The organism is Paludisphaera rhizosphaerae (genome assembly GCF_011065895.1).
Taxonomy (GTDB): Bacteria; Planctomycetota; Planctomycetia; order Isosphaerales; family Isosphaeraceae; genus Paludisphaera; species Paludisphaera rhizosphaerae.
The window spans coordinates 251,225-275,370 of the sequence record NZ_JAALCR010000007.1; the positions used below are offsets into that span (position 1 = coordinate 251,225).

Here is a 24,146-nt window from a genome sequence, read left to right on the forward strand (position 1 = left end):
CTCAAACGGTCACGACGACCTTCCCAATCTGCTGGTTCGACTCCAGGTAGCGGTGCGCCTCGACGATCTGCTCAAACGGGAAGGTCTTCGCGATGATCGGCTTGAGCGTCCCGTCGGCCAGGCCCGAGTTCACGAACTCGACGCCTTGCTTCAGGCGGGCCGGGTCGCCCGTGATCTCCGTCAGGATGTAGCCCCGGAACGTGAGCGACTTGCCGATCGATTCCAGCAGGGGCACGGTGGTCGGTTCTGAACTCAGCGCCCCGTACAGGAACAGGATTCCCAGCCGCTTCATGGCCTTGGCCAGCTTCTCGACCGTCGGCCCGCCGACCGGATCGAAGACGACCCTGGCCCCCTCGCCGCCGCTGATCTTGAGGATCTCATCGACCAGGTCTTGCTCCTCGGTCGCGATCACGTGGGCAGCCCCCAGATCCAGCAGCGCCTGGCGTTTGGAACTGCTGCGAGTGAGCGCGACGGGGACGGCCCCGACCCGGTTGGCGATCTGGATCGACGCGATCCCGACGCTGCTCGAAGCGGCGGGGATGACCAGCGTATCACCCCTGGTCAGGCCCGCGACGTCGATCAGCGCCCCGTAGGCCGTCAGGTACTGCATCCAGATGGACGCCGCCTCCTCCCAGCTCAGAGACTCGGGATGGTGAGCGACCGCGTGGACCGGAGCGTTCACCAGATCGCCGTACACTCCGTACTGGTTGAGGCTGAAGGCCGGGATCGTGCTGACGGCCTCCCCCGGCTTGAAGCCAGCGACGCCAGGGCCGACGGCCGTGACGACGCCCGAAGCTTCATACCCATTCCGCGCGGGGAGTATCGGGGTCTCCAGATACTCGGCCCGGCGGAACATCGACTCCGCCCGGTTGAGTCCCAGCGCCTTGACGGCGATCTGGACTTCACCCGCACCGGGAGGAGGGACCTCGGCTTCCTCGATCTTCAGGACTTCGGGACCGCCGATCTCATGGAAGCGGACGACTCGCGCCATCGGAATCTCCTAATGGGTCGTGTTGAGCCGCGACCATTCTATGCGGGGTCGGGAATCCTGAACGGGTGCTGCAGAGCCGGGAGATAGGGCCAAGCGGCCACGACGACGAAGCGAACGGCCGGAGCAGGATGCCGCCAGGCCGATCGCCTCGTGTCGTCGCCGCCGACCTTCACGAGCAGGGCGAGCGATCCAGATACTCGCGCTAAACCAGCGCGTCCGACGCCTTCTCCACCGGCTCCTGGAGCCGGCCTCCTTTCGCCACGCTGACCACCACGGCCAGCGCGAAGAGGGCCAGGCCGATCACGATGTAATCGATCCCCGGGACGATTCGACGGGTCGCCGCATAACTCCAGGATCCGGCCGCGCACGTCCAGGCGACGCCGATCAGCCCCGACGCCATGGCGGCCGCCATGCTCGGTACGACCCAACCGTATCCCAGCAGCACCAGGGCGACGGCCGGCGGATACGCCCAGCTCCTCCAGCCGAAGTCCGTTTCGGGGAGCAAAGCCGACACGCAAAAGGCGGCCAGCGCCATCATCCAGGTCCCCAACGAACGGGCCAGCCGAGCGAGAGAATCGTCGGCCGTCGCTCCAAGGACCAGCAGGCCCGCCGAGATCATGTGGTAGACGATCAGCACCCGCCAGCCTGGGGAGACCTCCCCGGCTCGGAACAGCGCGATCGCGCCGGCGGCCGCCAGACAGGCCCAGCCGAACTGCCGACGTCGCGGGCTGCCGGCCCAGACGCCGACCGCCAGTTGAACGAGCCCGATCAGAAGGATCGCCTCCGACCGGACGGCGACCACCCCGCGCAGGTCGCGCGTCCCCGGCGCGACGAACGCCAGGACCGCCAACGCGCCGCAAAGAGCCTCGACGGCCCTCGGCGTCCTTCGCAGTGCGGCGTAGCCGTAGAACACGGCCGAAGCCATCAGCGTCAGGTAGAGCGGGCTGGCGCCCAGCCGCCATTCGAAGCGCTGGGTGAGGAACTCCTGATAAGCGAACTCCTGGCGATGCCCGACCGCGGCGAGGACCGTCGCGACCGCCGGCAACGCCAGCGCCAGGAGCCTCACGCGCGAGGATCGCTCGACCAGGCCGATCTCCAGCAGGACCACCGCAACGGCCAGCAGGAAGGGGGCCAGGAAGTAACCGCCGAAGATGAACGGCTCGGCCCCGTAAGCCTTGCCGGCGTGGTGCATCGACCAGCAGAGCATCGGCGAGCGCGCCACCACCCCGAAGGCCAGCAGCCCGAAGAGGGTCCAGGGATACCAGGCCCATCGCCAGGGGCTGCCGTTGCCCCGGACGTATTCTCGTCCCCGCCGGACGGCCGGCAGCAACGTCAGCGCGATCAGCCCCGCCACCGATGTGAACCCGAACAGGGCCCACTCCAACGCCTCCCCTTCCGGTTCGTCCACGAGAGGCGCCAGGACGACCGGGTACACGAAGAACAGCCCCAGCGCCAGGTAATACGGCCCGCGGAAGAGCGCCGGCAGGGCCAGCCGAGCCCCCCGCAAGAGCCCCTCGCTGACCGCCACGGCGAAGACCAGGCCCACCAGGTAGCAGGCCGAACCGCGCGTCAGGTCGCGAGTGAAGACGTCGTCGAACATCACGGACGTCGCCAGGATCATGAGCACCACCAGCAGCATGATCGAGCGCACGTCGTCCCAGACGCCCACGTACCGCACCAGTAGGCACGCCGTGACCGCCAATAGCAGGGTGTAACCGACCATCCCGCCCAGCAAGGCCCACGTCTGCACCGCGTGGACCTGGGCCCCGAACGAGACTCGCAGGCCCATGCAGACCAGCCAGGCGCTCAGGATGTAGAACGGGTTGCTCGTGCAGACCCAGCGGAACAACCTCCGGTGGGCGTCGGAAGACGGGGTGACGCCCCCGGGACGGGTTTCGAGAGCATTCATCGCGAGGACCCTCGACGTGACAGGAAGACTGCGGGGACGTCGAATGTTGCGACGTGAACGTCCCCCTCCTGATCTTTTAACAGATTCGGAGCCGTCCTGTTACAGATGTCCTCGGACAAATCTCCGAGAAAACGCTTCATGGGCCGAAATGGGCCGGGGAGCGGCCTAACGATTCCGCCCCGGGCGGGATCAGGAGAGCCATCCGTCGACTTCGTCGTCGGGCTTCTTGAGGGGCTTGCGCCCATCACATTCCTGGGCGGAGACGACAGCGGCGGAATAGAGGGTGGCGAAGGATACGGCGTAGAAGGCCATCCAGTGTCCCGAGAACATGCGCCAGACGGCGGCAGGAGCGTCCTGAAATCCAGGAGGTTTCTTCGCCGCCGCCGCCTTCTTCGGCGGCAGCATCGGGATACACAAGATGAAGTTGAGGAAGGTGTAGACGAACACCCCGTGGGCCGCCCACCTCAGCCACCTCGGGGCTCCCCTCAATGCGATCTTCCAGTAGTCCTTCCGATCGAATCCGACCTCTCGAATCAACCGAAAGCCCACGACCATCGTAGGGATCCAGACGACGAAGACTCCCAGATGAAGCATCCAGGCCGAGGGTCCGAGCGGCTGCGGCACGCCCAGAATCGCCGAGAGATGCACCAGGAGACTGAGCGCCAACCCGACCGCCGCCAGCGCCATGAACAGCCGATAGACCCAGGACATCGAACGCATGCCTCCGGCCGCCGGTCGCGGTATCCGGCGGACCGCGCCGCCGAGCGACCATGATAGCACGGCGGCTCGACGGAGGTACGAATCCGATAGCTGGGCGTCACGCGAAGATCTCGGAGACGACCTCCCCGGCGACGTCGGTGAGGCGGAAGTCGCGACCGGCGTAGCGGTAGGTGAGCCTGGTGTGGTCCAGCCCCATCAGAGCCAGCAGCGTCGCGTGGAGGTCGTTCATGTGCATGCGGCCCTCGACGGCGTTGAGGCCGTACTCGTCGGTCCCGCCGTAGGAGAACCCCGGCTTGACCCCTGCGCCGGCGAGCCACATGGGGTAGCCGGTGATGTTATGGTCGCGGCCGTCGACGCCCTGGCTGGTCGGCTGGCGGCCGAATTCGCTGCCGAAGAGGACCAGGGTCTCGTCCAGCAATCCGCGCTGTTGCAGGTCGGCGAGCAAGGCGGCGGTGGGCTGGTCGGTGGCCCGGGCGTTGTTGATGAGTCCGTTGTGGAGGTTGGTGTGGTGGTCCCAGCCGGGCTGGGCGACCTCGACGAACCGGACGCCGGCCTCGCTGAGCCGCCGGGCCATGAGGCACTGGCGAGCGAAGCTCCCCGCCGGGCCGGGCTTCACACCGTAGGCGTCCTGCACCGCCTGCGGCTCCTGCGAGATGTCCAGCAGTTCGGGAACCTTCCCCTGCATCTTGAACGCCAGCTCGTAAGAGGCGATGACGCCGTCGAGTTCATCGGGCGCGCCGGGAGTCGCGGCGAGGTCCCGGTTCATCGCCTGGAGCAGATCCAGCCGACGCCGCTGGAGGCCGGCCGATTCCTGGGCCTTGATGTTGGGGAGTTGGCCGAGGTCGCTGACGCGCGTCCCCTGGAACTGGGCCGGCAGGAACGCGGTCCCATAATTGACCGCCCCGCCGAAGTTCGGCGGCGGGTTGATCGTGACGTAGCCGGGGAGGTCCTGGTTCTCGGTCCCCAGCCCGTAGAGCAGCCAGGCGCCCAGCGACGGCCGAGTCAGCGAGGCCAGCCGCGCGCCGGTGTGAAGCTGGATCACGGCCTCTGGATGCGCGGGGGTGTCCGTGTGCAGGCCGCGGACGAAGCAGAGCTTGTCGACGTGCTGCGCGACGTGGGGGTAAAGCTCGGAGACCCACGTGCCGGTCTCGCCGTGCTGGGCGAACTTGAACTTGGACCCGGTCAACGTACCGCCCCCAGGGCCGACCTTGCCGTCGTCCTTCTGGAGCTGGGGCTTGTAGTCGAAGGTGTCCATCTGCGACATCGCCCCGTTCATGAACAGGAAGATGATCCGCTTGGCCTTCGCGGGAAAGTGCGGGACCTTCGGGATCAGCGGCCCCGGCGAGGCGGCCCCGCCTGCGAGCACCCTCGGCACAGCCTCGCCCAGCATGCCGGCCAGCGCCAGCATGCCGAAGCCCGTGCCTGCCCCGCGGAGCACCTGCCGCCGCGAAAGCCCGCCAATGATGGGGAGTTCTGGGAACTCTGGCATGATCGTTCTCTCAATAATTCAAATTATGATTGATCTACGGTTCGTCCCCTCTCCCGCCGGGAGAGGGTGGCCCGAAGGGCCGGGTGAGGGTCGTCGGAGTTCGGAGACGATCCCGGGTCGCGATCCGGACCATAACGGCCTTCCCCCCTCGCGGGGGAAGGTGGCCCGCAGGGTCGGATGAGGGGGACGACCGGCTCCGCGTTGAAAGAGAACACTCGGACGCGAGTCCGCTGGCGGTCGTCCCCCTCATCTGATCGCTTCGCGATCTGTCTTACCCCGCAAGGGGGGAAGACCGTTCATCACCATCGCTTGAACCGAAGCGCGACAACCCTCACCCGCCGCTGCGCGGCTGCCCTCTCCCGGGGGGAGAGGGAACTTCAGTCGCTGGTCGCTCCCGAAACCGAAAGCTCCCTCACCGCACGTAGCGGAACTCCGCGGACCCGATCAGAGCCTGGCAGAATCCGGCCCAGGCGGCGGCTCGGGGGGAAGCGGCGCGGATGACTTCTTCGCGGACCGGCGCGTCGACGGGGATGACCTGATCGGGGTCGATCACCTGGCCGGCCGCGGGCCTGGGCGCCTCGGCCACGACGACCGGGGCGGCCGCTTCCTTCGGCTCGGGCTCGGCGGCGGCGATCGGCTCGTACTCGGCGAGGAACGCGCGGCCGCGGTCGGCCTCGGCGGCCGAGGGCTCGCGGCCCAGGGCCAACCGATACGCCAGCGCCAGGCGGGCGGAGTCGTCGAGGTCGTCGCGACCCAGCAACTTCTCGGCCAGGCGGAGCGACTGCCGCCGCACCAACGGGTCGTTGAGGAAGTAGAGGGCCTGCGTCGCCACGGTTGTCGTCTCGCGACCGCCCGTGACGTTCCCCTGCTCGGCGAAGTCGAAGACCTCAAGCGAGGTCGGCGTCAGGCCGCGGAGGAGCGGCAGATACACGCTCCGATAAGTGCTTCCGTGAGCCTGGTCGAGGATGCCCCGAGCGACCGGGCCGTTGTTGGGCAGCTCGATCACCTTCAGGGCTTTCGCCGCCGACGCTTCCGGGCGCGAGCGGTCGAGCGTCCCCGCGGCGGCCAGCGCCGCGTCGCGGATCTCCTCGCCGGTCAACCGCCTCGGCGAGTGCCGCCAGACGAGGCTGTTGGACGGGTCGGCCGTCGTGTTCGGGTCGCGAGACTCGGCCGAGAGGCCGTACGCCCGGGACAGGACCAGGGTCCGCACCAACCGCTTCACCGACCAGCCGTCGGCGACGAATCCTGCCGCCAGGTGGTCGAGCAACTCGGGGTGCGAGGGGACGTCGCCATTGACGCCGAAGTTGTCGACCGACTTGACGATTCCCCGGCCGAACAGGTGATGCCACGCCCGGTTGACGAACACCCGGGACGTCAGCGGGTTCTCCGGGCTGGTCAGCCACTCGGCCAGTTCCTTGCGGCCGCTCTCCTGCGAGGGGATCTCCGGCGCGTGCTTCACGGGGACGGCCGAAAGGAACCCGCGCGGGACCACCGGGCCGAGCTTCTCGGCCTCGCCCCGGATGCGGACTTCCGTATCGGCGATCTCCTTGGCGTCGCGGACGCCGAGCGCCACGGACCCCTTCACGGCCGGGTCGGTCAGCTCCAACAACTCATTCTGGCGCTGGACCATCTTCATGCGAAACTGAAACTGCAAGGGGCGGCCGTTGGCCTGGACGGCCAGGCCCTCGGGCGTGCCCCGGATCTTCTGGAACGCGGCGCGGGCTTCTTCATAGGCCTTCTGCGCGGCGGCGACCTTCTCGGCCAGGGCGGGGTCGTCCTTCGGCGCGGGGGCGCCCCCCAGGGGGATGAGCATCGCGTTGTCGTAGTAGTCGAGCCCGCCGCCCCCCATCTTGTTGCGGACGCCCGCGCACAGGTCGGTGCTGCGGAAGATGCCCGCCAGGGCGTAGTAATCCTTCGTGGGGATCGGGTCGAACTTGTGGTCGTGGCAGCGGGCGCAGCTCGCCGTGACGCCCAGGAACCCGCGGGTGGCGGCGTCGATCTGCTCGTCGACGTTGTCCATGACGAACCGGACCTTGAACCGCTGGTTGACGTCCTTCTGGCCGATCGCCAGGAACCCGGTGGCGACCGTGTGCTCGTCCTTCTCGGTCTGCGACCCGGCGGGCAGCAGGTCGCCGGCCACCTGCTCGCGGACGAACTGGTCGAACGGCTTGTCCTTGTTGAAGGCGTCCACGACGTAGTCGCGATACCGCCAGGCGTGGGGATACGGCAAGTTCCGCGACGATCCGGTCGACTCGCCGTAGCGCGCCACGTCCAGCCAGTGCCGCCCCCAGCGCTCGCCGAAGGCCGGCGAGGCCAGCAGGCGGTCGACGACCTTCGCGAAGGCGTCGGACGAGCCGTCCGCCAGGAAGGCGTCGATCTCCTCGGGCGTCGGGGGCAGGCCGGTCAGGTCGAACGTGGCGCGACGGATCAAGCTGGTCCGATCCGCGTCGCCGACCGGCGCCAGCCCCCCCTGCTCCAGCTTCGCGAGGAGGAACCGGTCGACGTCGCCGCGCGGCCAGGAGGCGTCGCGGACCGCCGGGGCGGGCTCGGTCCTGAGCGGCTGCCAGGCCCAGTGCTCGGCGCGAAGTCGGGCATACTTGGCGTCGTCCGTCTTCTGGGTGGCCGCCGCCTGCTCGGCCGGCCACGCGGCGCCGTCGGCGATCCACCGCGAAAGGTCGTCGAGCTGCTCGGCCGACAGCTTCTTCTTGGGCGGCATCGCCGGCGCGTCGTCCACGTGGGCGACGGCCTGGACCAGCAGGCTCTCCTCCGGCTTGCCGGGAACGACGGCCGCGCCCCGGTCGCCCCCCTGAATCAGCCCGTTGCGATCGTCCACCCGCAGGCCGCTCGCCGCCTTGGTGTTGGCCGAGTGACAGTTGTAGCAATTGTCGACCAGCAGCGGGCGAACCTTCTTCTCGAAGAATTCGACCTTCGCCGCGTCCGGCGCGGGGGTCGTCTCGGCGTCCCCGCCGAGCGCCGCCGCCGCGCCCGGTACGGCGAGCGCGACGGCCAGGAGAATGGACGATCGATGGAACATGAATCGAAATCCTGCTGGGAAAAGGATGGCGGGCGGATCGGTTTCGTCTCTACCCCGCGGAACGGAGAGGTGCGATTCCGCTCGAGGCGGAGGATCGGCCGCAGCGTCAGTACGAATCGGAGGAGATGATTTCGCCGCCGGCGCGCGAGCCCAGGGACCAGAGCGTCGTCTTGGAGACCGAGTCCTTCAGGAACCGGACCGAGCCGTCGGCCAGGACGACGTTGGCGCCGCCCGAGTGGTTGCTCGCCAGGCCGTAAGCGCCGGGGGAGTTCTGCGTGCCGGGCACGGCCGTCATGCAGGTGGGATACTTGCCGTTGGGCGGGATGATCGTGTTGCCCATGCTGTAGGCCGGCAGGTTGAACGCCCACGCCTGGCCCAGGCAAACGCTGCCGTTGTTGCGGGTCGAAGCTCCAGGCTGGGCGTTCTGGGCGCACTCGTTCAGCCAGTTGGTCAGGGCCCCGTTGGCGTCGGCGACGGCCGCCGCCATGCTCGCCGTCCCGCGGGTCACGCCGGCGGGGTACTTCGACAGCCAGATGATGTCCGAGGGGATCGACAGCTTGGACGTAATCCCCGAGCCCACCTTCCACTCGCCGAAGGCGATCGTGTTGCTGGTGCCGTCGGTGATCCCACTCAGCCCCACCACGATCCCGTAGCCGAAGACCCCGTTGGGGGGGCTGCCGGTCTGGGTGCCGTCGTGCTCCAGGCTGGATCCGGTCGAGGTGAAGTAGTTCACGCCGGGCGCCGTGAAGCTCTGCCCCAGGATCCGCACCACGTTGAAAGACGGCGGCGTGTCCGACGGGCAGAGGAAGAACGACAGCCGGGTGTCCGTCACCGTGGAATTCGCCGCGTTGCCGTAGCTGTCCACCGAGTTGAAGCAGCCGTAGCTGAAGTTCATCGAGTTGTAGAGCACGCCCTGCTCGATGTACTGCAGCAGCCGCGCCTGGGCGCTGTAGCTCGCGTTCGTCAGGATGTTCGCGGGAGCGACCCCCGACCGCACCGGCAGGCCCGACGGCGGCAGCGAGTTGTACGTGCTCTCGTAGTTGTGCAACGCCAACCCCAACTGCTTGAGGTTGTTCGTGCAGGAGATCCGCCGGGCGGCCTCGCGAGCCGCCTGCACGGCCGGCAGCAAGAGGGCGATCAGGACGGCGATGATCGCGATCACCACCAGCAGCTCGATCAGCGTGAACGCCCGCGTCACGGGGTAGGTCGTCGGGGGCGGAACGCGCCCGCCCTGGCGTCGAAGAAGCGACATGTCATCCTCCGGATTCCGGGGTCGGTCTCCGGTCGCCCGGTCGGCCTCCCCGACTCACCTGGTTGGGAATCGATGCGCCTCTCGTGGTCGAGTCGGCGGAATGTGATGAGGGCTCGCGGCCCCGTGTCGGGTTCGACGCGGCTCAACGGAAGCGCTGCTTCTCCAGCCGCTCGACCTGAACGATCAGGCCGTCCTGAATGACGATTCGGACCTCGCCGAACTGAATCCCGCGGACCGCCTCGCGGATCCGCTCAAGCTCGACGTCGGCCGCCGGGGCCGGCGCGCTCGTCTTCCCGCCGTTCCGGCTTATTGATGTGCGTTCCGCCATCGTGACCTCGCCCCGGGTCTCCTGAAAATCCCCCGCTGAACGATCGCGACGGATGCGGGATCCGCCCCGCCGCCGCATTATGGAAGATCGATCGGCGGCCTACAAGAGCAATATCGAGTTATTCGATAGGAATTCTTGAGAACATTCGGCGAACGAAGACCGGGGGTGGCGAGATGCGGGGATATGAGCGGCATGAGGTGGAGCGCCGGGCGTGGTTGACGTCAGCCGAGATCCGGGGGCGGTTCCCGGAGGCGGCGATGCAAGAGTTCCTGCGGCGGGCCATCGCCAACGCTCGCAAGGCGGGCCTGGAGGAGCAGACGGGCTTTCCGTTCGGGGCGGTGATCGTCGACCGCGACGGGGGCGTCGTGGCGGACGGGTCGAACCATGTGATGGCGCACTTCGATCCGACCGCGCACGCCGAGGTCCAGGCGATCCGCGCCGCCTGCGCAGCGAGGCGGACCATCCGGCTGGAGGGGTGCATCCTGTATTCGTCGTCCGAGCCCTGCCCAATGTGCCTGGCGGCGGCTTACTGGGCGGGGGTGGACGGGGTGGTCTTCGCCGCGACGGCGGCGGACGCCGCGGCGATCAACGGATTCGACGACGCCTTCCTCTACCGCGAGTTCGCCGCCCCCCGCGCCGAACGCCGACTCCCAACGGCCGACCTGATAGGCGACGAGGCCATCGTGGTCCTGAAGGAGTTCAACGAGCGCTTCGGCTGAACGCGGCGATCGCCGCTCTGAGACGGTCTTATCCGTGGGTCGGACGCGGACCCCAACGGCCTTCCCCCCTGGAGGGGGAAGGTGGCCCGAAGGGCCGGATGAGGGGGACGACCGGCTTCGGACGCGCATCCGACGGGTCGTTAACAACCCCACGCCTGTCGTCCCCCTCATCTGACCGCTGCGCGGTCTGTCTTCCCCCTCCAGGGGGGAAGACGTCGGAACGGCTGCGGAGCATCGTATGGGATAGACCCTTACTCCGGCACGGCCGCGGCGATCGCGGCGGCCCTTGAGGACTTGCCGGCGGCCATGGTCGCCACCTGCTCCTTCTGGTCGATGGTCAGCATTTCGTCGAGCAGGTTGTCGACCTTCTTCTGCATCTCGGCGAGCCGCCGGCGCTGCTTGGCCGAGAGCTTGAGTTGGCTCTGGGCGGACGCTGAGAGGATCTCCGCCGGCCGCGTCGTGGTGGCGACGGTCGCGGTCGTCCCGCTGGTCGCGGCGGCGGACGCCGCGGCCTGGCTCTGCTGCTGTTCCAACTGCTGCTGCATCAACATGAGTTGCTGCTGCTGAAGTTGCTGTAGCTGTTGCTGCTGGGCGATCTGGCCCCAGCTCCCCCCGCTGTTCATGCCCATCCCCATGCCGGTCATGCCAGACGTTCCCATGCCGGACGTCCCCATCCCGGACGTCCCCATGCTGGTCATGCCGGACGTCCCCATGCTGGAGGCGCTCATGCCGGACATCCCCGGCGGGCAGGGGCCCATCCCCTGGCCGATGGCGGTTGCTGCAAGCAGGACGTAAATCGTCGTCATGGCGAGGCCCTCCCGGTTCCCTGCGGCTCGACGTGCGTGCGTGGCTTCGCGACCTCCCTGCCGCGCGATCAGCGCCCTTCGGGACGCCTTCATCATCAGGGATCGTCCGAAGCCCTTCGGAGGCGTGCGCGAGAAATCCTGAAGTCGCGACGAATTCGAGCCGAGGGCCTCGCCTTGACGGTCCCCGGGCTTTGGCTTAGAGTCCCGCGCCTGCCCCGATTCTCCTTTGATGGAACCCTCGAAGCTGCGGGCTCGAAAGGAGTCGACCCCGATGAGGCGATGGACGGCCTGGAAGTTGGCGGTTTCCGCCTTCGTGCTTTTCCACATGACGGCGACGCTGGTCTGGGTGGTCCCCGACTCGGCCGTCAAGGCGACGATGTTCCCCTGGTTCCGGAGCTACATGATCCCGCTGGCCCTCTGGCAAGCCTGGGGGATGTTCGCCCCCGAGCCGGTCCAGACGAGCTACACGCTGGAGGCCGAGGTCTCCGACGCCAAGGGAATCTCGCGGATCTACGAGTTCCCCAAGGTCGCCGACCTCCCCTGGTGGGAGAAGATGCCCAAGTTCCGCTACCCGAAGCTCGCGGCGAACCTGGCCGTCGACGAATTCAAGCCCCTTCGCGAGGTGGCGGCGCGGCACGCGGTCCGGTCGTTGTCGGTTGAGCCGAAGTCGTTCCCGGTCACCGTCCAGTTGTACTACCAGGTCGTCAAGCCGCCCCCCTTCGGCACGTCCCAGGTCGACCGGATGACTCCGCCGACGATCGAGACCATGGCCGCCTTCCAGTTCGACTCGTGGGACGAGGTGCACCGCCGATGAACCCGATCACCGCCTGGAATCGCTTCTGGTTCGCCGGGATCTCAGCGCGGCCGCTGGGGGTCTATCGGATCCTCTTCGGCCTGTTCCTGCTGAGCCACCTGATCCTGATCCTGCCCGACCTGGATTTCTGGTACTCGGACGCCGGCCTGCTCCGCGCCGACGAGCCAGCCTACGCCGCCGGCCCGCTGCGACCCACGATCCTGTCGTACTACCAGGATCCGACCTCGGTCCGCATTGCCTGGGCGACCGTGGCGGCGATCGCCGTCGCGTTCACGCTGGGGTGGCGGACCAGGATCTTCGGCGTGCTCCAGTACCTGGGGCTGATGACCTTCTACAACCGCAACCTGCTGACCAACTGCGGCCCTGACCAGGTCTTGATGATCACCTCGTTCTACTTGATGTTGGCTCCCTGCGGCGCGGCCTACTCGTTGGACGCCCGCCGCGAGGCCCGCCGCCGAGGGACGATCGCCGAGCCCCTGATCGTGCCGTGGGTGCAGCGACTGATGCAGCTTCAGCTCTGCCTGATCTACTTCATGACCGCTTTCCTGAAGACCAACGGCCGATGCTGGACGAGCGGGACCGCCGTGCATTACGTCCTGTTCAACCACGAGGTCGGCCAGGCCAACATGGAGTGGCTGGCGGACTGGCCGCTGGTCGTGAACTTCATGACCTACGGCGCGCTCGTCACCGAATTCGCGTTGGTCTTCCTGCTCTGGTTCCGGCCGAGCCGGCGTTGGATCGCGCTTCTGGGCGTGGCCCTGCACGCGGGGATCGTCCCGCTGGTCAACGTCCCGCTGTTCGGCGAGCAGATGACGGCGCTCTACCTGCTGTTCCTGGCCCCCGACGAGCTTTCCGCCCTGGGCCGCTTCCTCACCGCCCCCGCTCGATGGTTCTCCCGCAAGACCTCGGAGACCGCCGCCGAGCCCGCCGGCTGGCGTCAGCTTGAACTGGCGTTCAACGCCACGCGCTGAGGCCGTTCGCAAACTCCATTCGCAAGCCCGCCGACCGCGCCTAGCCGAAGAGCTTCCAGAGGCCGGCCAGGCCGATCGCGGCGGGCAGCGTCTGGATCAACAACGTCATCGGAAACGGCGACCTCGTCTTGAGCGTAACGGCGCCGAAGATCCCCGCGATCGCCACGCACGCCAGGCTGAACATGAGAAGGTCGTTGCGATACAGGAGCCCCCAGATCAGACCCGCGGCGAGGAACGCATTGTACAGACCCACGTTCCTCACAATGGGCGCGACCTTTCGCGCCGTCTCCTCGTCGAAAAATAGTCGGGGATAAACCTTGGGATGCATCCAGAAGAACATCTCGAGGATCGCAATAAGGCTTTGACAGAGCACCGTAAGCCCCGACCCGATGAGCGTGAGCATCGTCGCCTCCCCCCTCGCATCAGCGCTTCAGAGATACTTCTTGAGCCATCTCAACGTCAGCAGGCGAGAGATCTCATCTGCCTCGCCCTTCGGCTTGAAGGGATGATGCTTCAGCCCTCCCTCGTCGTGGAGGAAGTGGACGTCGTGGGGGACGCTCGTCCTGTCGAGGCTGTCCATGAGGGTCTTGGAATTGGATGCGGGGACGATCTCGTCGGCGTGGTTGTGGAAGACCAGGGTGGGAGGCAGATTGGCGGCGTTCGCCGCGATAGACGGAGATCCGAGATAGCCGAAGAAGTCGACGACCGCCTTGACCTCGCCGGTCGACGCCTCCGCTCGCTCCAGCGCCAGCCCACCGCCCAGCGAGAAGCCGACGAGCGCCACACGCAAGGGGTCGACGTCCGCCTCCGCGCGGGCGACCTGTACCGCCGCGGCCACCCGCTTCCCATACTCGCCGACGCGGCCGGTCCGCAACGCCGCCACCGAATCCAGGTGGGACAGGTCGGTCAGGGTGCCGTCGTTCGAATCGAAGTAGGTCGGCACGAACACCGCGTACCCTTGGGCATCCAGCTCCCCGGCGAAACTCTCGATCTGGGGGCGCGAGAGCTCGCTGAGGCCGTCGATGCCGTGGAGCAGCACGACGATCGGCCGGTTCGACACGCCCGCCAGAATGTCCGAGCGCGACATTGGGTAGGCTTTACCGCCCACACTGTAGCTGAGGCTCAGGCCACCGGGAGGCCAGCCAGGAGCCGCCACGGCGGAGATCCCAAGAATCAGAAGCGGCGACCGACGTCGTGAGAGGTTCATCCAGGACTCCCAGGCGAGAGCGAGCCCGCGAAATGCACCACACACTCCAACATCGAACACAATCGGATACTTTCGGATATTTGCCGACCATCTCGGCATTGCATTACTAACACGTCTCAATGAACTTCGTCAAATTCAAACCACCTCACAATCCACCTAAATAAGAGCCTCCGGTAAAGCGAGACGTCGGGCAGGCCCTCTGTCAGCGAGAAGCGACGACCTCCGAAGGCCGTCCCCTGTTGGGGGAGGATGGGCACCGGCGACCGACACGTCACGGCATCACGCGCACGCCGACGGCCGTATCGAGGTCGAGCATGCTGCGGCGGTAGCGGAGGACGGCGTCGCGGTGGAGGCGGGAGGAGTCGGCCTCGTCTTCCATCTGGTCGAGGTAGTCGCCGACCTCGAGCTCGCCGGCGAGGAAACCGGCGATGGCGCGGCCGCTGGCGTCGCGGGCGGGGGCGACCACGGAGGTCTCCACCAGTTCCAGCGACTGGCCGGAGGCAACGAACTCGCGGTAGGCCTGGCGGACCTCGGCCGCGACCCGACGCTCCAGCGCGGCAAGTTCGGCGTGAGTCTGCGACAGGTTTGACTTCGCCTTGGCGATGTTCCCCTGGTTGCGATTGAAGATCGGCACGGGGACCGTCAGGCCCAGGCCCCACGACCGGGCGCTGAGGGACCTGAACGGGGAGATGTCCTGGTAGGTGATCGGATCGTAAAACAGGTAGACGTCGTCGATCCGGTTGGCCTGGGCCAGGCGGATCTCAGCGTCGGCGCGGCGGATCCCCAGCCGGGCGGCGGCCAGGTCGGGCCGGGCCTGCTTCGCCACGGCCTGGAGTTCCTCCAGCGACGGAGCCGGCGGCCGCGGCACTCGAAGGCGGCCCCGAGGCATGAGGCCGGAAACCCGATCTTCGGGCAGAGCCAGGAGCAGGCCGAGCGACTCCTGGGCGTCGGCCAGGGCGTCGCGGGCGTCTCCCAGCCCGGCGCGGCTCTTGGCCAACTCCAGGACCAGGCGGTCGCGCTCCAGGCGAGTCGGCTTCGTCGGCCCCTCGTCGCGGCGGACCTTCCCCAGAATGTCCTCTTGCTTGCGGATCATCGCCTCCAGCGCCAGCAGGCCGATCCGGGCCGACTGGAGGTCGACGAACGCATGGTAGAGGTTGCCGATCTGCCGCCGCGACACGTCCTGGAATTGGGCCTCCAGCACCTTCTTCGCCGCGCAGGCGACCCCCACCCGCGCCTGCCTCTTGTGCGAAACGTCCAGAGGATAGGTGATGTTCACATCATATTGCACGGGCCCGCCGGGTCGGGCGTCGTTGTACGGCTGATAGGGGACCAACTGGGCGTCGGCGTACAGCAGTGGGTTGTTGCGCAGGCCGGCGGTGAGGATGTCGGCCTCGGCCTGGGGGAGTTCGTAGCGGATCGCCAGGACGTCCAGGTTGGCGACCCGCAGGCGTTCAAGGGCCGCGTCGAGCGTCAGGCCGTTGGCCGGCCCTTCGTCGTCGACCAGCTCGGCCACGTCGCCGGCCGGCGGGCCCTCGCCGGGCTCCTCGAAATTCTGGTCCATCGGCAAGGGCGAGGGGAGTGAGGCCGGGCCTGACACGTTCGACCGCGTGAACCCCCGCGCTCCGGGCCTGTCCACGCGACCCAGACCCCGTCGCCGGCCGCCGATGATCCCAGGGTCCAGCGCGAACGGGTTCGGCTGCACGGCCCCGGGCGTCGGCAAACCGGGTTCCATCGCCCCCGGCATCGGCCCCAAACTCGGCGCCTCGAAGAGCCGGCCGTGAGTCGGCCCTCCCGTAACCTGGGTTGAGCCGAACGACGTTGAATCCGTCCCCGAGGATCCGCCGCCCCCCTGCCCTCGCGCAGTCCCCCCCGCGACGAACGCCGCGCAGGCGATCAGCGCCAACGGCTTCCGCAGTCGAGGCGGACGATGGTCGGAAGTCGCTCGCCGCACGCCGCCCTCGCCGCTGGGACGCGGAGACGCCCGACCCCGACCCCGACGGCCGGCCGAGTCCTTTCCGCCATCCTCCAGATATCGGCCGTTCCGCCCCGGCGAATCCAGCGCAACCCGCACCGCCGGATCAAGCGTGCTGAACGTCCTCGATCGACTCGGAGGCGTGATTCCCCCGCGATTCCAGTTCCTGGAAGCGGTCGTGGATCGCCCGGACCTCTTCCTCAGGACGGTCCTCCAGATTGATCAGGGTCGGGCTGGCCTTCTGCACGGCGGCGAGCAGCTCGTTGAGCTTCACCTGCATCGCCAGGCCGTCCTTCGCCTGCGCTCGCTGGAGCAGGAACAGCAGCAGGAACGACGACATCGTGACGAACTCGTCGACGATCCCGTAGGCTTCGGTCCAGCCGACCACCAGCGCCGCACCCAACCAGAACGCGATCAGGGCGAAGCCCACATGCGTGCCCCACGGACCGCTGGCGAATTTCGACGCCCTCTCCGCCAAACTCTCAAAGCGGTCGATCGTCCTCCACGGATGCACCGCCGGCGTCGCCGGAACCCTTCCGTTCTCAGACATGTTTCACGTCTCGCGATCGGGTCGTCCTCGTGGAGAGGAAAGATGAAAGGATCGCAAGAACATTTGCAATCGGCGTGCCGGTTCAAACGCGAGTCAATCGGCGGATCATGTCGGCGGCGGCGGGGAAGCGGGCGGTGAGGTCGTCGCGGCGGCCCTGTTCGTAGTCGGCGTAGTCGAACCCGGGGGCCATCGTCGCGCCCAGGAGGATGAACTCGACGCCCGGCTCCAGCAGAGTTCCCTGCCAGACGTTGGGCGGCACGACCAGTTGCGGCGCCTGGCCGGCCAGCACGTCCGAGCCCAGGATGATCTCGCGGTGGGTCCCGTCAGGATCGATCTGGAGCATCCGCGCGGGGCCGCCGAGGTAGACGTGGAAGACCTCCTCGGTGGGGACGCGGTGCATCTCGGAGAAGGTCTGGGCGGTCAGCAGATAGTAGATGGCCGTCCCCAGCGACCGCTCGCCACGACCGTGATAGACGGCCGGCAGATGGGCGTCCGGGACCGTCCCCCCGGCGCGGTAGGTCTCGTGGAAGAAGCCTCCTTCGATGGGGTGGGGCTTCAGGTCGAGGGCTTCGATGATCTGCTGGGCCGTGGGCATGGGGTTCTCCGTGATGGGTCGTTCAGGCACGCCCCAGGATACCCGAAACCCCTCGCCGCCGAGAAAAACGCAGGTTCCGCTCGTTCCCGGCCGATGAATTGGCAAAGAAGAGCTTCAGTCCGTCCCGGGCGGCCCGATCCTTGTCGAAGGCGGAGCAAGCATGGCACGAAGCATCGTCGTCGCGGCCCTGAGCGCGCTGATGCTGGCAGTGGGTCGGGCCGACGCCCAGCAACCGCCGGCATTGGAGCCTCCGCTCGAAGCCCCGTCAGCCGCCGCCGATCCCCCCACGCCGCCGACCGTCGCACGCCCCAAGCCGGCCGAGCCCCCGCACACGCCCCTGCTGGTCATCCCCGGCGTCACGGCCCCCCGGCCCTCGCAGTCGGATGCGCCTCGGCCCGCGGTGGACCCGCTCCCCGAACCGGCCGGCCCCCCGACGCTCTCCGGCCCTTCCATGGCGCCCGCGCCGGTGGACATCCCGCTTCGCCTGGAACCCCTGGCATCCGAACCGGCCGCCGGGCGGAGAGAGATCGCACCCGAGGCGGAACCCGCGCCTCGAGCACGAACCACCCCGCCCCGCCAGGAGCCCTGGCCAACGACCGCGCGACCGTCGACGACCGCCTCGCCCGCGCGCCGACCCGCCACAGGCAACGGCCGGATCCTACCGCCGATCGAAGACGCCCCGGCCCGTGACCACGACGCCTCGAAAGACAAGGCCGACGACGACCCCGCCGCCGAGGCCGCCGTGAAGCGACGCGTCGAGAAGCAGGTCCAGAACGCCCTGGGCGACCGCGTCAAGGACGTCGACGTGAAGGTCTCCGGCCGCAGCGTCGTCGTCCGCGCCCGGGCCACGCGCTTCTGGTACCGATTCGGCGCCCGTCGCGCTTTGAACGCCCTCCCCATGCCCGCCGGCTACCACGCCCGCGTCGAATTGCTCGACTGAAAGCTCGCCCCAGCCCCCCCCCATCAATCGATTCATTTCATCATCTGCCTGCAATTTAATCCGTCGATTCGTCTCATTCCGCGGTCGGCCTCAACCGCCGACGGCGCGAGGGCAATCGGGCCGGAGTTGATGGCGCGGCGGTCGTCGCTTCGTCGCAGAGGCTTGCCCCACCTCCCTGAATTCATTAAAATTTCCAAACCTGACTTCAGGAGGAACTCAATGCAAGCACCTCGGATCACCATCCTCGCCCACGCCCTCATCCTCGCGGCTATTGGGGTCGGCCTGGCGGCCCTGAACGGGGAATACATCTGGTGCAGCGGCATGTCCCTGATGACAATCGTCGGGCTGCTGGGCTCCGCTCTCGGAGCGTGTTTCGACACGGACAAGCCCGAGCCTCGTCGGGCGAGTCCAACCGTTTACCCGCCGCCCGTCCGATTCCGAACCTCCCCACCGGCAGCTTCGATCCTGGGGCCTCACCCCAATCGCCCCACATCCATCATCATCCGCCATCGCGGACATCGTTGGAGTTCGCCCCGGTAGCCTCGATGCGTCGGCATCCGAGAGGCCCGGGAGTTCGTCCGAGACGGAAGCTCCGCGCATGAAAACGCGGCGGCCGCAAGTTCCTCGCGCCGCCGCGAATCCGGGTCGGTGTTCGCTGGCCGATCAGGTTAGATCAGTAGGCGTCGGCCGAGACGATCTCGCCCCCCTTGGGGGTGACGAGGTTTCGGAGGATGACGACGCTGGTGGACTCCTTGACGAATCGGACGCTGCCGTCGCCGAAGAGGACGTTCGCGCCGCCGGGGTGGAAGCTGAAGATCTCGTCGTTGTTGGCGGCGTTGTTGTTGACCTTGTTGATGCCGTCGGCGTCCGCTCCAACGGCGGGGTACGACGTGTTGTAGCGAGCGAGGTTCAACCGGGTTTTGTTGTTGTTGACCTGACCAGAGACGCCGAAGGCCCCGTCGGCCTCGGCCCAGCGCCAGAACCTGCGGGGAAGGCCGGCGTCAAAGTAGAGGTCGCGGTCCGGGATCTTCACGGTGAACGAGCTGTTGCCGTTGGCGAACTGGAGGTTGGCGATGTAGCGGGCGTCGCGACCGGCGTCCTCGGCGACGGCCAAGGTGTTGCTCAGGCCGTCGGTGCACTCGGCCAGTGGCGTCCGGCTGACCTTCAGCAAGCCGTCCGCGCGGTCGGGATTGTTTCGGTACGGGGTGATGGCGGTCGAGCCCGTACCGCCCGTGGCCCCATTGGCGCTGATGTCGGTGTAACAGGGAGCGCCGTAGTCCTGCACCCCGTAGGCCATCCGCAGCGAGCCCGTGAGCGACGCCTCGGCCGGGTCGATCGCGTCCAGACCGCCTCCCGGCTCGCGGACGGACGAGGGGCAGAGGTACACGTTGATCGACGTGCCGCACGCCGTCTTGTTCGATCCCGAGGTATGCGTGTAAGGGAGGCTGAAGTTGTACGCGTTGGAGACGGTCGAGCCCTCCAGGTACGGCAGCAAACGGACGAAGAGGCCCGGCTCGTCGAAGATCGTGCTCGGCGGGCTGGTCGAGAAGTTCGTCCCCTGCCCCGACGGCGGCAGCGCGCCGACGGCGCTCTCGTAATTGTAAAGGGCCAGCCCGATTTGCTTGAGGTTGTTGACGCACTGCGCTCGGCGGGCGGCTTCGCGAGCCGCCTGCACGGCGGGCAGCAGGAGAGCGATCAGCACAGCGATGATCGCAATCACCACCAGCAGTTCGATCAGGGTGAAGCCCGCGCGACGGGCTGGCGCGAAAGGTCGACTCATGGGAACGCTTCTCTCTCGGAAGAGGATTGGATCGATGAACGACGCGGAATGTTTTCAAGGTCTCACTTGAGCGTGAACGTGAATTCGTTGGGGGCGTCCGCCTTGACCGTGGCGGTCAACTGAGAAGTGGATTCACGCACGTATTTGGCAGGGAACGGGGCGGCTCGTCGAGCGCCTGGGCCTGCCGAGGCCCCGTCGGGATCCAGCTCGACGCGGACCCGGTACTCGCCCGCCGGCGCGCCCGGAGCGATGCCGTCCGTGTTCAGAGTGAAGCTGCCGTCCGCGGCGATCGGCCCCGAGGCCTTCATGGCCTTCTCATCACCCGGAACGAACGTCACGATACCCCCCGGCAAGGGCGAGCCATCCCCCTTGAGGACCTTGCCCGAGGCTGGATAGGTCGCAACGCCCACTCCCGGAGCGCCCCCCTCTCCACAGCCCGTGAAGGCAGCCAAAACCATCGCCGCAGCCGACGCCCGCCACCGCTGCGCAAGAGTACGATCCATCTCGGCCCAACCCCTCGCTCCAGACGACCAAACGATCCGACGTCTCCCGCGAAATCGGGAGACGTCCACTCGACAGTGCAGGATTCTAGGACCGGCTCGTGAACATCCCGTGAACAAGAAGCAAAGATTGATATTGGCAAAACATATTTAAGTTTTGAGTCTGTTAATGAGTCCGGGTTCACGAAACGATTTGCACCAGAACCAGAGGGCCATCGACGGGAACCTTGCCGCTGCGCAGGGATTGCGCCGGCCGGAGCCGCACAGGCGGCAGGCCGAAACGCGGCCTGGGGAAGCCGTCGATCGTGTCCTTTAGGTTCTGCCGGAGACGCCGATCAGAGAGCCAGGCGCTGCGGAGCCAGAGACGGCCGCATCGACGTGGTCGGCCCCGTCCCGAATCGATCCCTCGGCCGAGTGGGACTTCGGCCGGGCCGTTGCGACGGACCTGGACGCCGGCCATCGGCTTGCGAAGTCAGCGTCCTGTGGACCTCGGGGAAGCCCCGTTCCCGAGCTGCGACGTCAGAGGTCGACGGCGGTTCTCTCGGGAGTTGAAGAAGATGAGGTGGGGTGGGGGTGGGAAACGGCGGCCTCCAGAGGGAGAGGCCGCCGTCGTAGCCAGGATCGACGCTGATGGCCGCGTGCGAGCCAAGAGATCAACTGCCACAAGGGTCGATCGGAACGTCGTCGGAGTCGTCGACTCATCAGCCCTTGCTCGGCCGTGTGATCGGCGACGGTTGCATTGCTCAACCGTCGCCGAGGCGCGACCGCGCTTGTGCGTTCGGAAACCTGGACGATCAGGGTTGTCCCTTCGTCGTCTTCGTTCCCCGAGTCTGTTCGTCGACGGCCTGCTCGGCGGCGATGTTCGCCTTGTTCTCTTCCGTGAGCGCCATCGGCTTGGGCGAGCCGTCGTCGCCGCAGCCGCTCAGAAGAGCGACGCACAGGAAGCAGGGGAGCGCGGCGGTTGGGATGAGGACGACGCGGAGCAGCTTCGCGATCATGGAATCTACCTCCTCAATGAATCAGTTCTCCTGGCCCGAGAGGGGCGCCAGGCTTAGAGGCTGTCTGCGCTGATGATTTCGCCGCCGGCCTTGGTCGAGACCGCCACCCAGGTGGCCGGGGAGATGCTGTCCTTGACGAAGCGGACCGAGCCGTCGAGCAGCGACATGACGACCCCGCCGGAGTGGAACGACGTGGCGCCGAAGAGTGTCGCCTCCTTGATGCTGGGAGGATTCCCCTGGCCCGAGAACGCGCACGACTTCTTGTTCGGCGTCATGACGTGGCTGTAGCCGCCGCCGACCCCGCAGTTGTGGTAGTTCCACGAGTAGCCCCGCGTCGTGAAGGCGTTGACCGTCGTCGAGGCCTGGCAGGTCGCCGAGAGCGCCATGACGGTGGTCACAAGGTCCCCCGAGAGCGCCGGCGACGAGGGGAACGAATAGGTGATCGACGTGGAATAGACGGCGTTCCGACCGGGAGACGCGGAGTTGTTGCCGCGCAGCATTTCGCTGAAGATCGCCGTGTTCGAGGTGCCGTCCGTGATCGAAGCGATCGTCACGGGCACGGAAATCTGGGGGTTTTGCGGGCTGAACGAGTAGGCGGGCCCGTCCATGTTGCCGCCGGTGAGCGTGGCGCAGGTCCCGAGATTGTTGGCGTAGTTGGACTCGCCGAAGGGGTACGCCGACCCCGGCGAGGCAGACATCGCCCGGTTGCACTTGTACGCGTCCGACGGACACAGGAATGCATTCACCGACGTGCAGGTGCCCGTCCAGTTCACGGCGTTGTTGTAGTAGTAAGACACGTTGAAGGTGTCGTACAGGGCCCGCTGCTCGATGAAGGGAAGCATCTTCATCTTCATCGAGAAGTCGTTGGGGTTGCGGCTCGAATCGGTGCCGGTCGGGGGAAGGCAGCCGTTGGAGTCCATGTAGTTGGCCGCCGCCAGGCCCAACTGCTTCAGGTTGTTGGTGCACTGCGCCCGGCGCGCGGCCTCGCGGGCCGCCTGCACGGCGGGAAGCAGCAAGGCGATCAGGACCGCGATAATGGCGATCACCACCAGCAGTTCGATCAGCGTGAAGCCATGCGTGAACCGTCTGTTCGTTCGTATCATGAGAACACCCTCGGACTCCACCGGGGAGTCGGCCCCGGCGGAATCTACGACCCGTACTTGATGAGAAGGGAACGAATACGTCGTCGGGGCCGCTCGCATAGACCGCCGACGCCACCATTGAACACAGCGAGATCGCCAGCGTCCAGGGCCCACCTATGATGTTTTAGATATTTGATTATCAACATTTTCGCTCCAACTCAACCCAAACGCACGAACGGCCGCCCCTCGGCCGACCCCGTTGAATCGGAAGCCGAATTATTTCGTTTTCCCCCGCCCCGACAGGCGTTCGAGCACCGGCGTCGTCAGTCGCTCGGCGATCTGGGCGTTGGCGCGTTCGGTGGTGTGGCAGTAGTCGATGAAGATCAGGTCGGGCGAGTCTTTGAAGAGGGGGCGGAGGTCGAGGAAGTCGGATCGGGACTTGAGGGACTCACGCTTTTCCAGCTCGGCGCCGACTCGCTCGAAGATGGGGGCGAGCCAGGCGTACTTGGCGGCTTCTTCACGCTCGAAGGGGGTCGGCGACGCCCGGTCGAAGACGGCCGGCTGCCAGGCGAAGAGGGTGCGGAAGCCGTAGCGGGCGGCGAGGGCGTCGACCAGCTCCATGTTGGCCTGATAGGCGTCGACGACGGCGCGGGCGAGGTCGTCGGGGACGACGGCCGGCAGCGCGGGGGTCGGGTCAACGGGGCCGACGACGCGACGGGCGACGGCCTCGGCCGTGCGCCGGAGGGCCGAATCGGCGACGAGCTTGCCGAGGGCTGCGACGGTCGCGCGGGCCGGCGATTGGAGCAAGTTGAACTCGCGAGCGCGGTTGCGCTCGTTGGTCGTCAGCCCGGCCTTCCCTTCCAGCAGCGTCGAGGCCGAATCGTTGACGCCGTCATAGAAGAGGACCACGTCGGGCCGGTAGCCGGCCTGCAGCTCGCGGGCGAGGGCCACGACCTCCTGAGTGCTGACGTAGCCGATCTCCGCAAGGTTGCGAACCTCCACGGCCACTCCCCGGTCGTGGAGATAGCGGGCCAGGAGCGAGGGGATCGTCTCGTCGTCGCGGGCGCCGAATCCCCAAAGGGACGACCCGCCCAGGACGAGCAGCTTCAGCCGCGGCTTGCCGTCCTCCGGCGGCTTCCAGACAGCGCGCCGGCCCTGATCGTCGATGTGGATCGTCGAACCCTGGAACGGCCGCTGGCGGAAGTACGTGTAGGGCTCCCAGCGGTCGGAGAGCGCCTCCAGCTCGCGGCGATGCTGCACCGGCCAGGACTCGCCGCCGTAGCCGTCGCGGATCAACCGAGGATCGACCATCGGCGGCGCGGCGACCATGTCCTTAAGCGCGAAGGCGCCCCGGAGCCCAAGCTCCAGGGCGACGATCAGGGCCAGCGAGAGCCCCAGCAGCAGCCAGCCGTCGCGGAACGCCCGAAGGAGGCGGCGGAGAGTCTGGAATCGCGGTCGGGTCATGACGGAGACGGAGCGAGGGTCATGG

23 protein-coding genes are annotated in these 24,146 nt (G+C 67.4%); 5 read left to right on the top strand and 18 right to left on the bottom strand.

Features of this window, described 5'->3' with window-relative positions:
* Position 1 precedes the first annotated feature (1 nt).
* From G5C50_RS11415 to G5C50_RS11445, 7 genes are all read right to left on the bottom strand, one after another.
* Positions 2 to 991, bottom strand: a complete 990-nt coding sequence (locus tag G5C50_RS11415; RefSeq protein WP_165069149.1) for a zinc-dependent alcohol dehydrogenase family protein — start codon at positions 989 to 991, stop codon at positions 2 to 4.
* A gap of 202 nt (positions 992 to 1,193) precedes the next feature.
* Positions 1,194 to 2,900, bottom strand: a complete 1,707-nt coding sequence (locus G5C50_RS11420) for a hypothetical protein (RefSeq protein WP_165069151.1) — start codon at positions 2,898 to 2,900, stop codon at positions 1,194 to 1,196.
* Between the two features lie 189 nt (positions 2,901 to 3,089).
* On the bottom strand, positions 3,090 to 3,611 hold the full coding sequence (locus G5C50_RS11425) for a hypothetical protein (protein WP_165069154.1): 522 nt from the start codon (positions 3,609 to 3,611) through the stop codon (positions 3,090 to 3,092).
* 106 nt (positions 3,612 to 3,717) lie between these two features.
* Entirely contained in the window at positions 3,718 to 5,109 is a 1,392-nt protein-coding gene (locus G5C50_RS11430) for a DUF1501 domain-containing protein (protein ID WP_165069157.1), read from the bottom strand.
* A 412-nt stretch (positions 5,110 to 5,521) separates the two neighbouring features.
* On the bottom strand, positions 5,522 to 8,143 hold the full coding sequence (locus G5C50_RS11435; RefSeq protein ID WP_165069159.1) for a PSD1 and planctomycete cytochrome C domain-containing protein: 2,622 nt from the start codon (positions 8,141 to 8,143) through the stop codon (positions 5,522 to 5,524).
* A 106-nt stretch (positions 8,144 to 8,249) separates the two neighbouring features.
* Complete coding sequence (locus G5C50_RS11440; RefSeq protein ID WP_165069162.1) at positions 8,250 to 9,395, bottom strand: DUF1559 family PulG-like putative transporter; 1,146 nt, start codon at positions 9,393 to 9,395, stop codon at positions 8,250 to 8,252.
* Between the two features lie 142 nt (positions 9,396 to 9,537).
* Entirely contained in the window at positions 9,538 to 9,723 is a 186-nt protein-coding gene (locus G5C50_RS11445; protein ID WP_165069165.1) for a YezD family protein, read from the bottom strand.
* A gap of 257 nt (positions 9,724 to 9,980) precedes the next feature.
* Here G5C50_RS11445 and G5C50_RS11450 point away from each other — a divergent pair, with 257 nt between their 5' ends.
* Positions 9,981 to 10,442, top strand: a complete 462-nt coding sequence (locus tag G5C50_RS11450) for a nucleoside deaminase (protein ID WP_165069168.1) — start codon at positions 9,981 to 9,983, stop codon at positions 10,440 to 10,442.
* A 251-nt stretch (positions 10,443 to 10,693) separates the two neighbouring features.
* Here the strand turns inward: G5C50_RS11450 and G5C50_RS32260 are convergent, their stop codons facing one another.
* Positions 10,694 to 11,248, bottom strand: coding sequence for a hypothetical protein (locus G5C50_RS32260; RefSeq protein ID WP_206107654.1), 555 nt, complete (start codon positions 11,246 to 11,248; stop codon positions 10,694 to 10,696).
* 271 nt (positions 11,249 to 11,519) lie between these two features.
* Between G5C50_RS32260 and G5C50_RS11460 the strand changes: the two genes are divergently transcribed.
* Together G5C50_RS11460 and G5C50_RS11465 are read left to right on the top strand one after the other, a co-directional pair.
* The gene (locus G5C50_RS11460) at positions 11,520 to 12,062 is read left to right on the top strand and encodes a hypothetical protein (protein WP_165069171.1); all 543 of its coding nucleotides are present in this window, start codon (positions 11,520 to 11,522) and stop codon (positions 12,060 to 12,062) included.
* Positions 12,059 to 13,033 (top strand): HTTM domain-containing protein, encoded by a 975-nt coding sequence (locus tag G5C50_RS11465; RefSeq protein ID WP_165069174.1) that lies wholly within the window; start codon positions 12,059 to 12,061, stop codon positions 13,031 to 13,033. Before G5C50_RS11460 ends, G5C50_RS11465 begins: the two co-directional genes overlap by 4 nt.
* 40 nt (positions 13,034 to 13,073) lie before the next feature.
* Here the strand turns inward: G5C50_RS11465 and G5C50_RS11470 are convergent, their stop codons facing one another.
* From G5C50_RS11470 to G5C50_RS11490, 5 genes are all read right to left on the bottom strand, one after another.
* Positions 13,074 to 13,436, bottom strand: coding sequence for a DUF1304 domain-containing protein (locus G5C50_RS11470; protein WP_165069176.1), 363 nt, complete (start codon positions 13,434 to 13,436; stop codon positions 13,074 to 13,076).
* A gap of 27 nt (positions 13,437 to 13,463) precedes the next feature.
* Positions 13,464 to 14,240, bottom strand: a complete 777-nt coding sequence (locus G5C50_RS11475; protein WP_165069179.1) for a dienelactone hydrolase family protein — start codon at positions 14,238 to 14,240, stop codon at positions 13,464 to 13,466.
* A 271-nt stretch (positions 14,241 to 14,511) separates the two neighbouring features.
* Positions 14,512 to 16,191 carry a TolC family protein gene (locus tag G5C50_RS11480; RefSeq protein ID WP_165069181.1) on the bottom strand — a complete coding sequence of 560 codons (1,680 nt, stop codon included), beginning with the start codon at positions 16,189 to 16,191 and terminating at the stop codon, positions 14,512 to 14,514.
* Positions 16,192 to 16,318: 127 nt separating this feature from the next.
* Positions 16,319 to 16,762, bottom strand: coding sequence for a low affinity iron permease family protein (locus tag G5C50_RS11485; RefSeq protein ID WP_165069184.1), 444 nt, complete (start codon positions 16,760 to 16,762; stop codon positions 16,319 to 16,321).
* 82 nt (positions 16,763 to 16,844) lie between these two features.
* Positions 16,845 to 17,357 carry a cupin domain-containing protein gene (locus G5C50_RS11490; protein WP_165069187.1) on the bottom strand — a complete coding sequence of 171 codons (513 nt, stop codon included), beginning with the start codon at positions 17,355 to 17,357 and terminating at the stop codon, positions 16,845 to 16,847.
* 160 nt (positions 17,358 to 17,517) lie between these two features.
* Here G5C50_RS11490 and G5C50_RS11495 point away from each other — a divergent pair, with 160 nt between their 5' ends.
* Together G5C50_RS11495 and G5C50_RS11500 are read left to right on the top strand one after the other, a co-directional pair.
* Positions 17,518 to 18,297: a hypothetical protein gene (locus G5C50_RS11495; protein ID WP_165069189.1), complete on the top strand. Its 780-nt coding sequence runs from the start codon at positions 17,518 to 17,520 to the stop codon at positions 18,295 to 18,297.
* A 219-nt stretch (positions 18,298 to 18,516) separates the two neighbouring features.
* Positions 18,517 to 18,837 (top strand): hypothetical protein, encoded by a 321-nt coding sequence (locus tag G5C50_RS11500; protein WP_165069192.1) that lies wholly within the window; start codon positions 18,517 to 18,519, stop codon positions 18,835 to 18,837.
* Between the two features lie 133 nt (positions 18,838 to 18,970).
* Here G5C50_RS11500 and G5C50_RS11505 read toward each other — a convergent pair whose 3' ends face one another.
* The 5 genes from G5C50_RS11505 to G5C50_RS11525 all read right to left on the bottom strand — a co-directional run bounded on the left by G5C50_RS11505 (position 18,971) and on the right by G5C50_RS11525 (position 24,121).
* On the bottom strand, positions 18,971 to 20,077 hold the full coding sequence (locus G5C50_RS11505) for a DUF1559 family PulG-like putative transporter (RefSeq protein WP_165069195.1): 1,107 nt from the start codon (positions 20,075 to 20,077) through the stop codon (positions 18,971 to 18,973).
* A gap of 62 nt (positions 20,078 to 20,139) precedes the next feature.
* Complete coding sequence (locus G5C50_RS11510; RefSeq protein ID WP_165069197.1) at positions 20,140 to 20,580, bottom strand: hypothetical protein; 441 nt, start codon at positions 20,578 to 20,580, stop codon at positions 20,140 to 20,142.
* Positions 20,581 to 21,371: 791 nt separating this feature from the next.
* The gene (locus G5C50_RS11515; RefSeq protein WP_165069200.1) at positions 21,372 to 21,575 is read right to left on the bottom strand and encodes a hypothetical protein; all 204 of its coding nucleotides are present in this window, start codon (positions 21,573 to 21,575) and stop codon (positions 21,372 to 21,374) included.
* Between the two features lie 53 nt (positions 21,576 to 21,628).
* Positions 21,629 to 22,678, bottom strand: a complete 1,050-nt coding sequence (locus G5C50_RS11520) for a DUF1559 family PulG-like putative transporter (protein WP_165069202.1) — start codon at positions 22,676 to 22,678, stop codon at positions 21,629 to 21,631.
* 255 nt (positions 22,679 to 22,933) lie between these two features.
* Positions 22,934 to 24,121 carry an SGNH/GDSL hydrolase family protein gene (locus tag G5C50_RS11525; protein WP_165069205.1) on the bottom strand — a complete coding sequence of 396 codons (1,188 nt, stop codon included), beginning with the start codon at positions 24,119 to 24,121 and terminating at the stop codon, positions 22,934 to 22,936.
* Positions 24,122 to 24,146 lie beyond the last annotated feature (25 nt).

Excerpts from the sequence above, each read along its gene's own strand:
- G5C50_RS11470 (WP_165069176.1), bottom strand. The coding sequence starts at position 13,436 with ATGCTCACGCTCATCGGGTCGGGGCTTACGGTGCTCTGTCAAAGCCTT.
- G5C50_RS11490 (WP_165069187.1), bottom strand. The coding sequence starts at position 17,357 with ATGCCCACGGCCCAGCAGATCATCGAAGCCCTCGACCTGAAGCCCCAC.
- G5C50_RS11420 (WP_165069151.1), bottom strand. The coding sequence starts at position 2,900 with ATGAATGCTCTCGAAACCCGTCCCGGGGGCGTCACCCCGTCTTCCGAC.
- G5C50_RS11450 (WP_165069168.1), top strand. The coding sequence starts at position 9,981 with ATGCAAGAGTTCCTGCGGCGGGCCATCGCCAACGCTCGCAAGGCGGGC.
- G5C50_RS11495 (WP_165069189.1), top strand. The coding sequence starts at position 17,518 with ATGGCACGAAGCATCGTCGTCGCGGCCCTGAGCGCGCTGATGCTGGCA.
- G5C50_RS11505 (WP_165069195.1), bottom strand. The coding sequence starts at position 20,077 with ATGAGTCGACCTTTCGCGCCAGCCCGTCGCGCGGGCTTCACCCTGATC.
- G5C50_RS11415 (WP_165069149.1), bottom strand. The coding sequence starts at position 991 with ATGGCGCGAGTCGTCCGCTTCCATGAGATCGGCGGTCCCGAAGTCCTG.
- G5C50_RS11520 (WP_165069202.1), bottom strand. The coding sequence starts at position 22,678 with ATGATACGAACGAACAGACGGTTCACGCATGGCTTCACGCTGATCGAA.
- G5C50_RS11445 (WP_165069165.1), bottom strand. The coding sequence starts at position 9,723 with ATGGCGGAACGCACATCAATAAGCCGGAACGGCGGGAAGACGAGCGCG.
- G5C50_RS11525 (WP_165069205.1), bottom strand. The coding sequence starts at position 24,121 with ATGACCCGACCGCGATTCCAGACTCTCCGCCGCCTCCTTCGGGCGTTC.
- G5C50_RS11465 (WP_165069174.1), top strand. The coding sequence starts at position 12,059 with ATGAACCCGATCACCGCCTGGAATCGCTTCTGGTTCGCCGGGATCTCA.
- G5C50_RS11500 (WP_165069192.1), top strand. The coding sequence starts at position 18,517 with ATGCAAGCACCTCGGATCACCATCCTCGCCCACGCCCTCATCCTCGCG.
- G5C50_RS11430 (WP_165069157.1), bottom strand. The coding sequence starts at position 5,109 with ATGCCAGAGTTCCCAGAACTCCCCATCATTGGCGGGCTTTCGCGGCGG.
- G5C50_RS11425 (WP_165069154.1), bottom strand. The coding sequence starts at position 3,611 with ATGTCCTGGGTCTATCGGCTGTTCATGGCGCTGGCGGCGGTCGGGTTG.
- G5C50_RS32260 (WP_206107654.1), bottom strand. The coding sequence starts at position 11,248 with ATGACGACGATTTACGTCCTGCTTGCAGCAACCGCCATCGGCCAGGGG.
- G5C50_RS11510 (WP_165069197.1), bottom strand. The coding sequence starts at position 20,580 with ATGGATCGTACTCTTGCGCAGCGGTGGCGGGCGTCGGCTGCGGCGATG.
- G5C50_RS11475 (WP_165069179.1), bottom strand. The coding sequence starts at position 14,240 with ATGAACCTCTCACGACGTCGGTCGCCGCTTCTGATTCTTGGGATCTCC.
- G5C50_RS11440 (WP_165069162.1), bottom strand. The coding sequence starts at position 9,395 with ATGTCGCTTCTTCGACGCCAGGGCGGGCGCGTTCCGCCCCCGACGACC.
- G5C50_RS11435 (WP_165069159.1), bottom strand. The coding sequence starts at position 8,143 with ATGTTCCATCGATCGTCCATTCTCCTGGCCGTCGCGCTCGCCGTACCG.
- G5C50_RS11515 (WP_165069200.1), bottom strand. The coding sequence starts at position 21,575 with ATGATCGCGAAGCTGCTCCGCGTCGTCCTCATCCCAACCGCCGCGCTC.
- G5C50_RS11485 (WP_165069184.1), bottom strand. The coding sequence starts at position 16,762 with ATGTCTGAGAACGGAAGGGTTCCGGCGACGCCGGCGGTGCATCCGTGG.
- G5C50_RS11460 (WP_165069171.1), top strand. The coding sequence starts at position 11,520 with ATGAGGCGATGGACGGCCTGGAAGTTGGCGGTTTCCGCCTTCGTGCTT.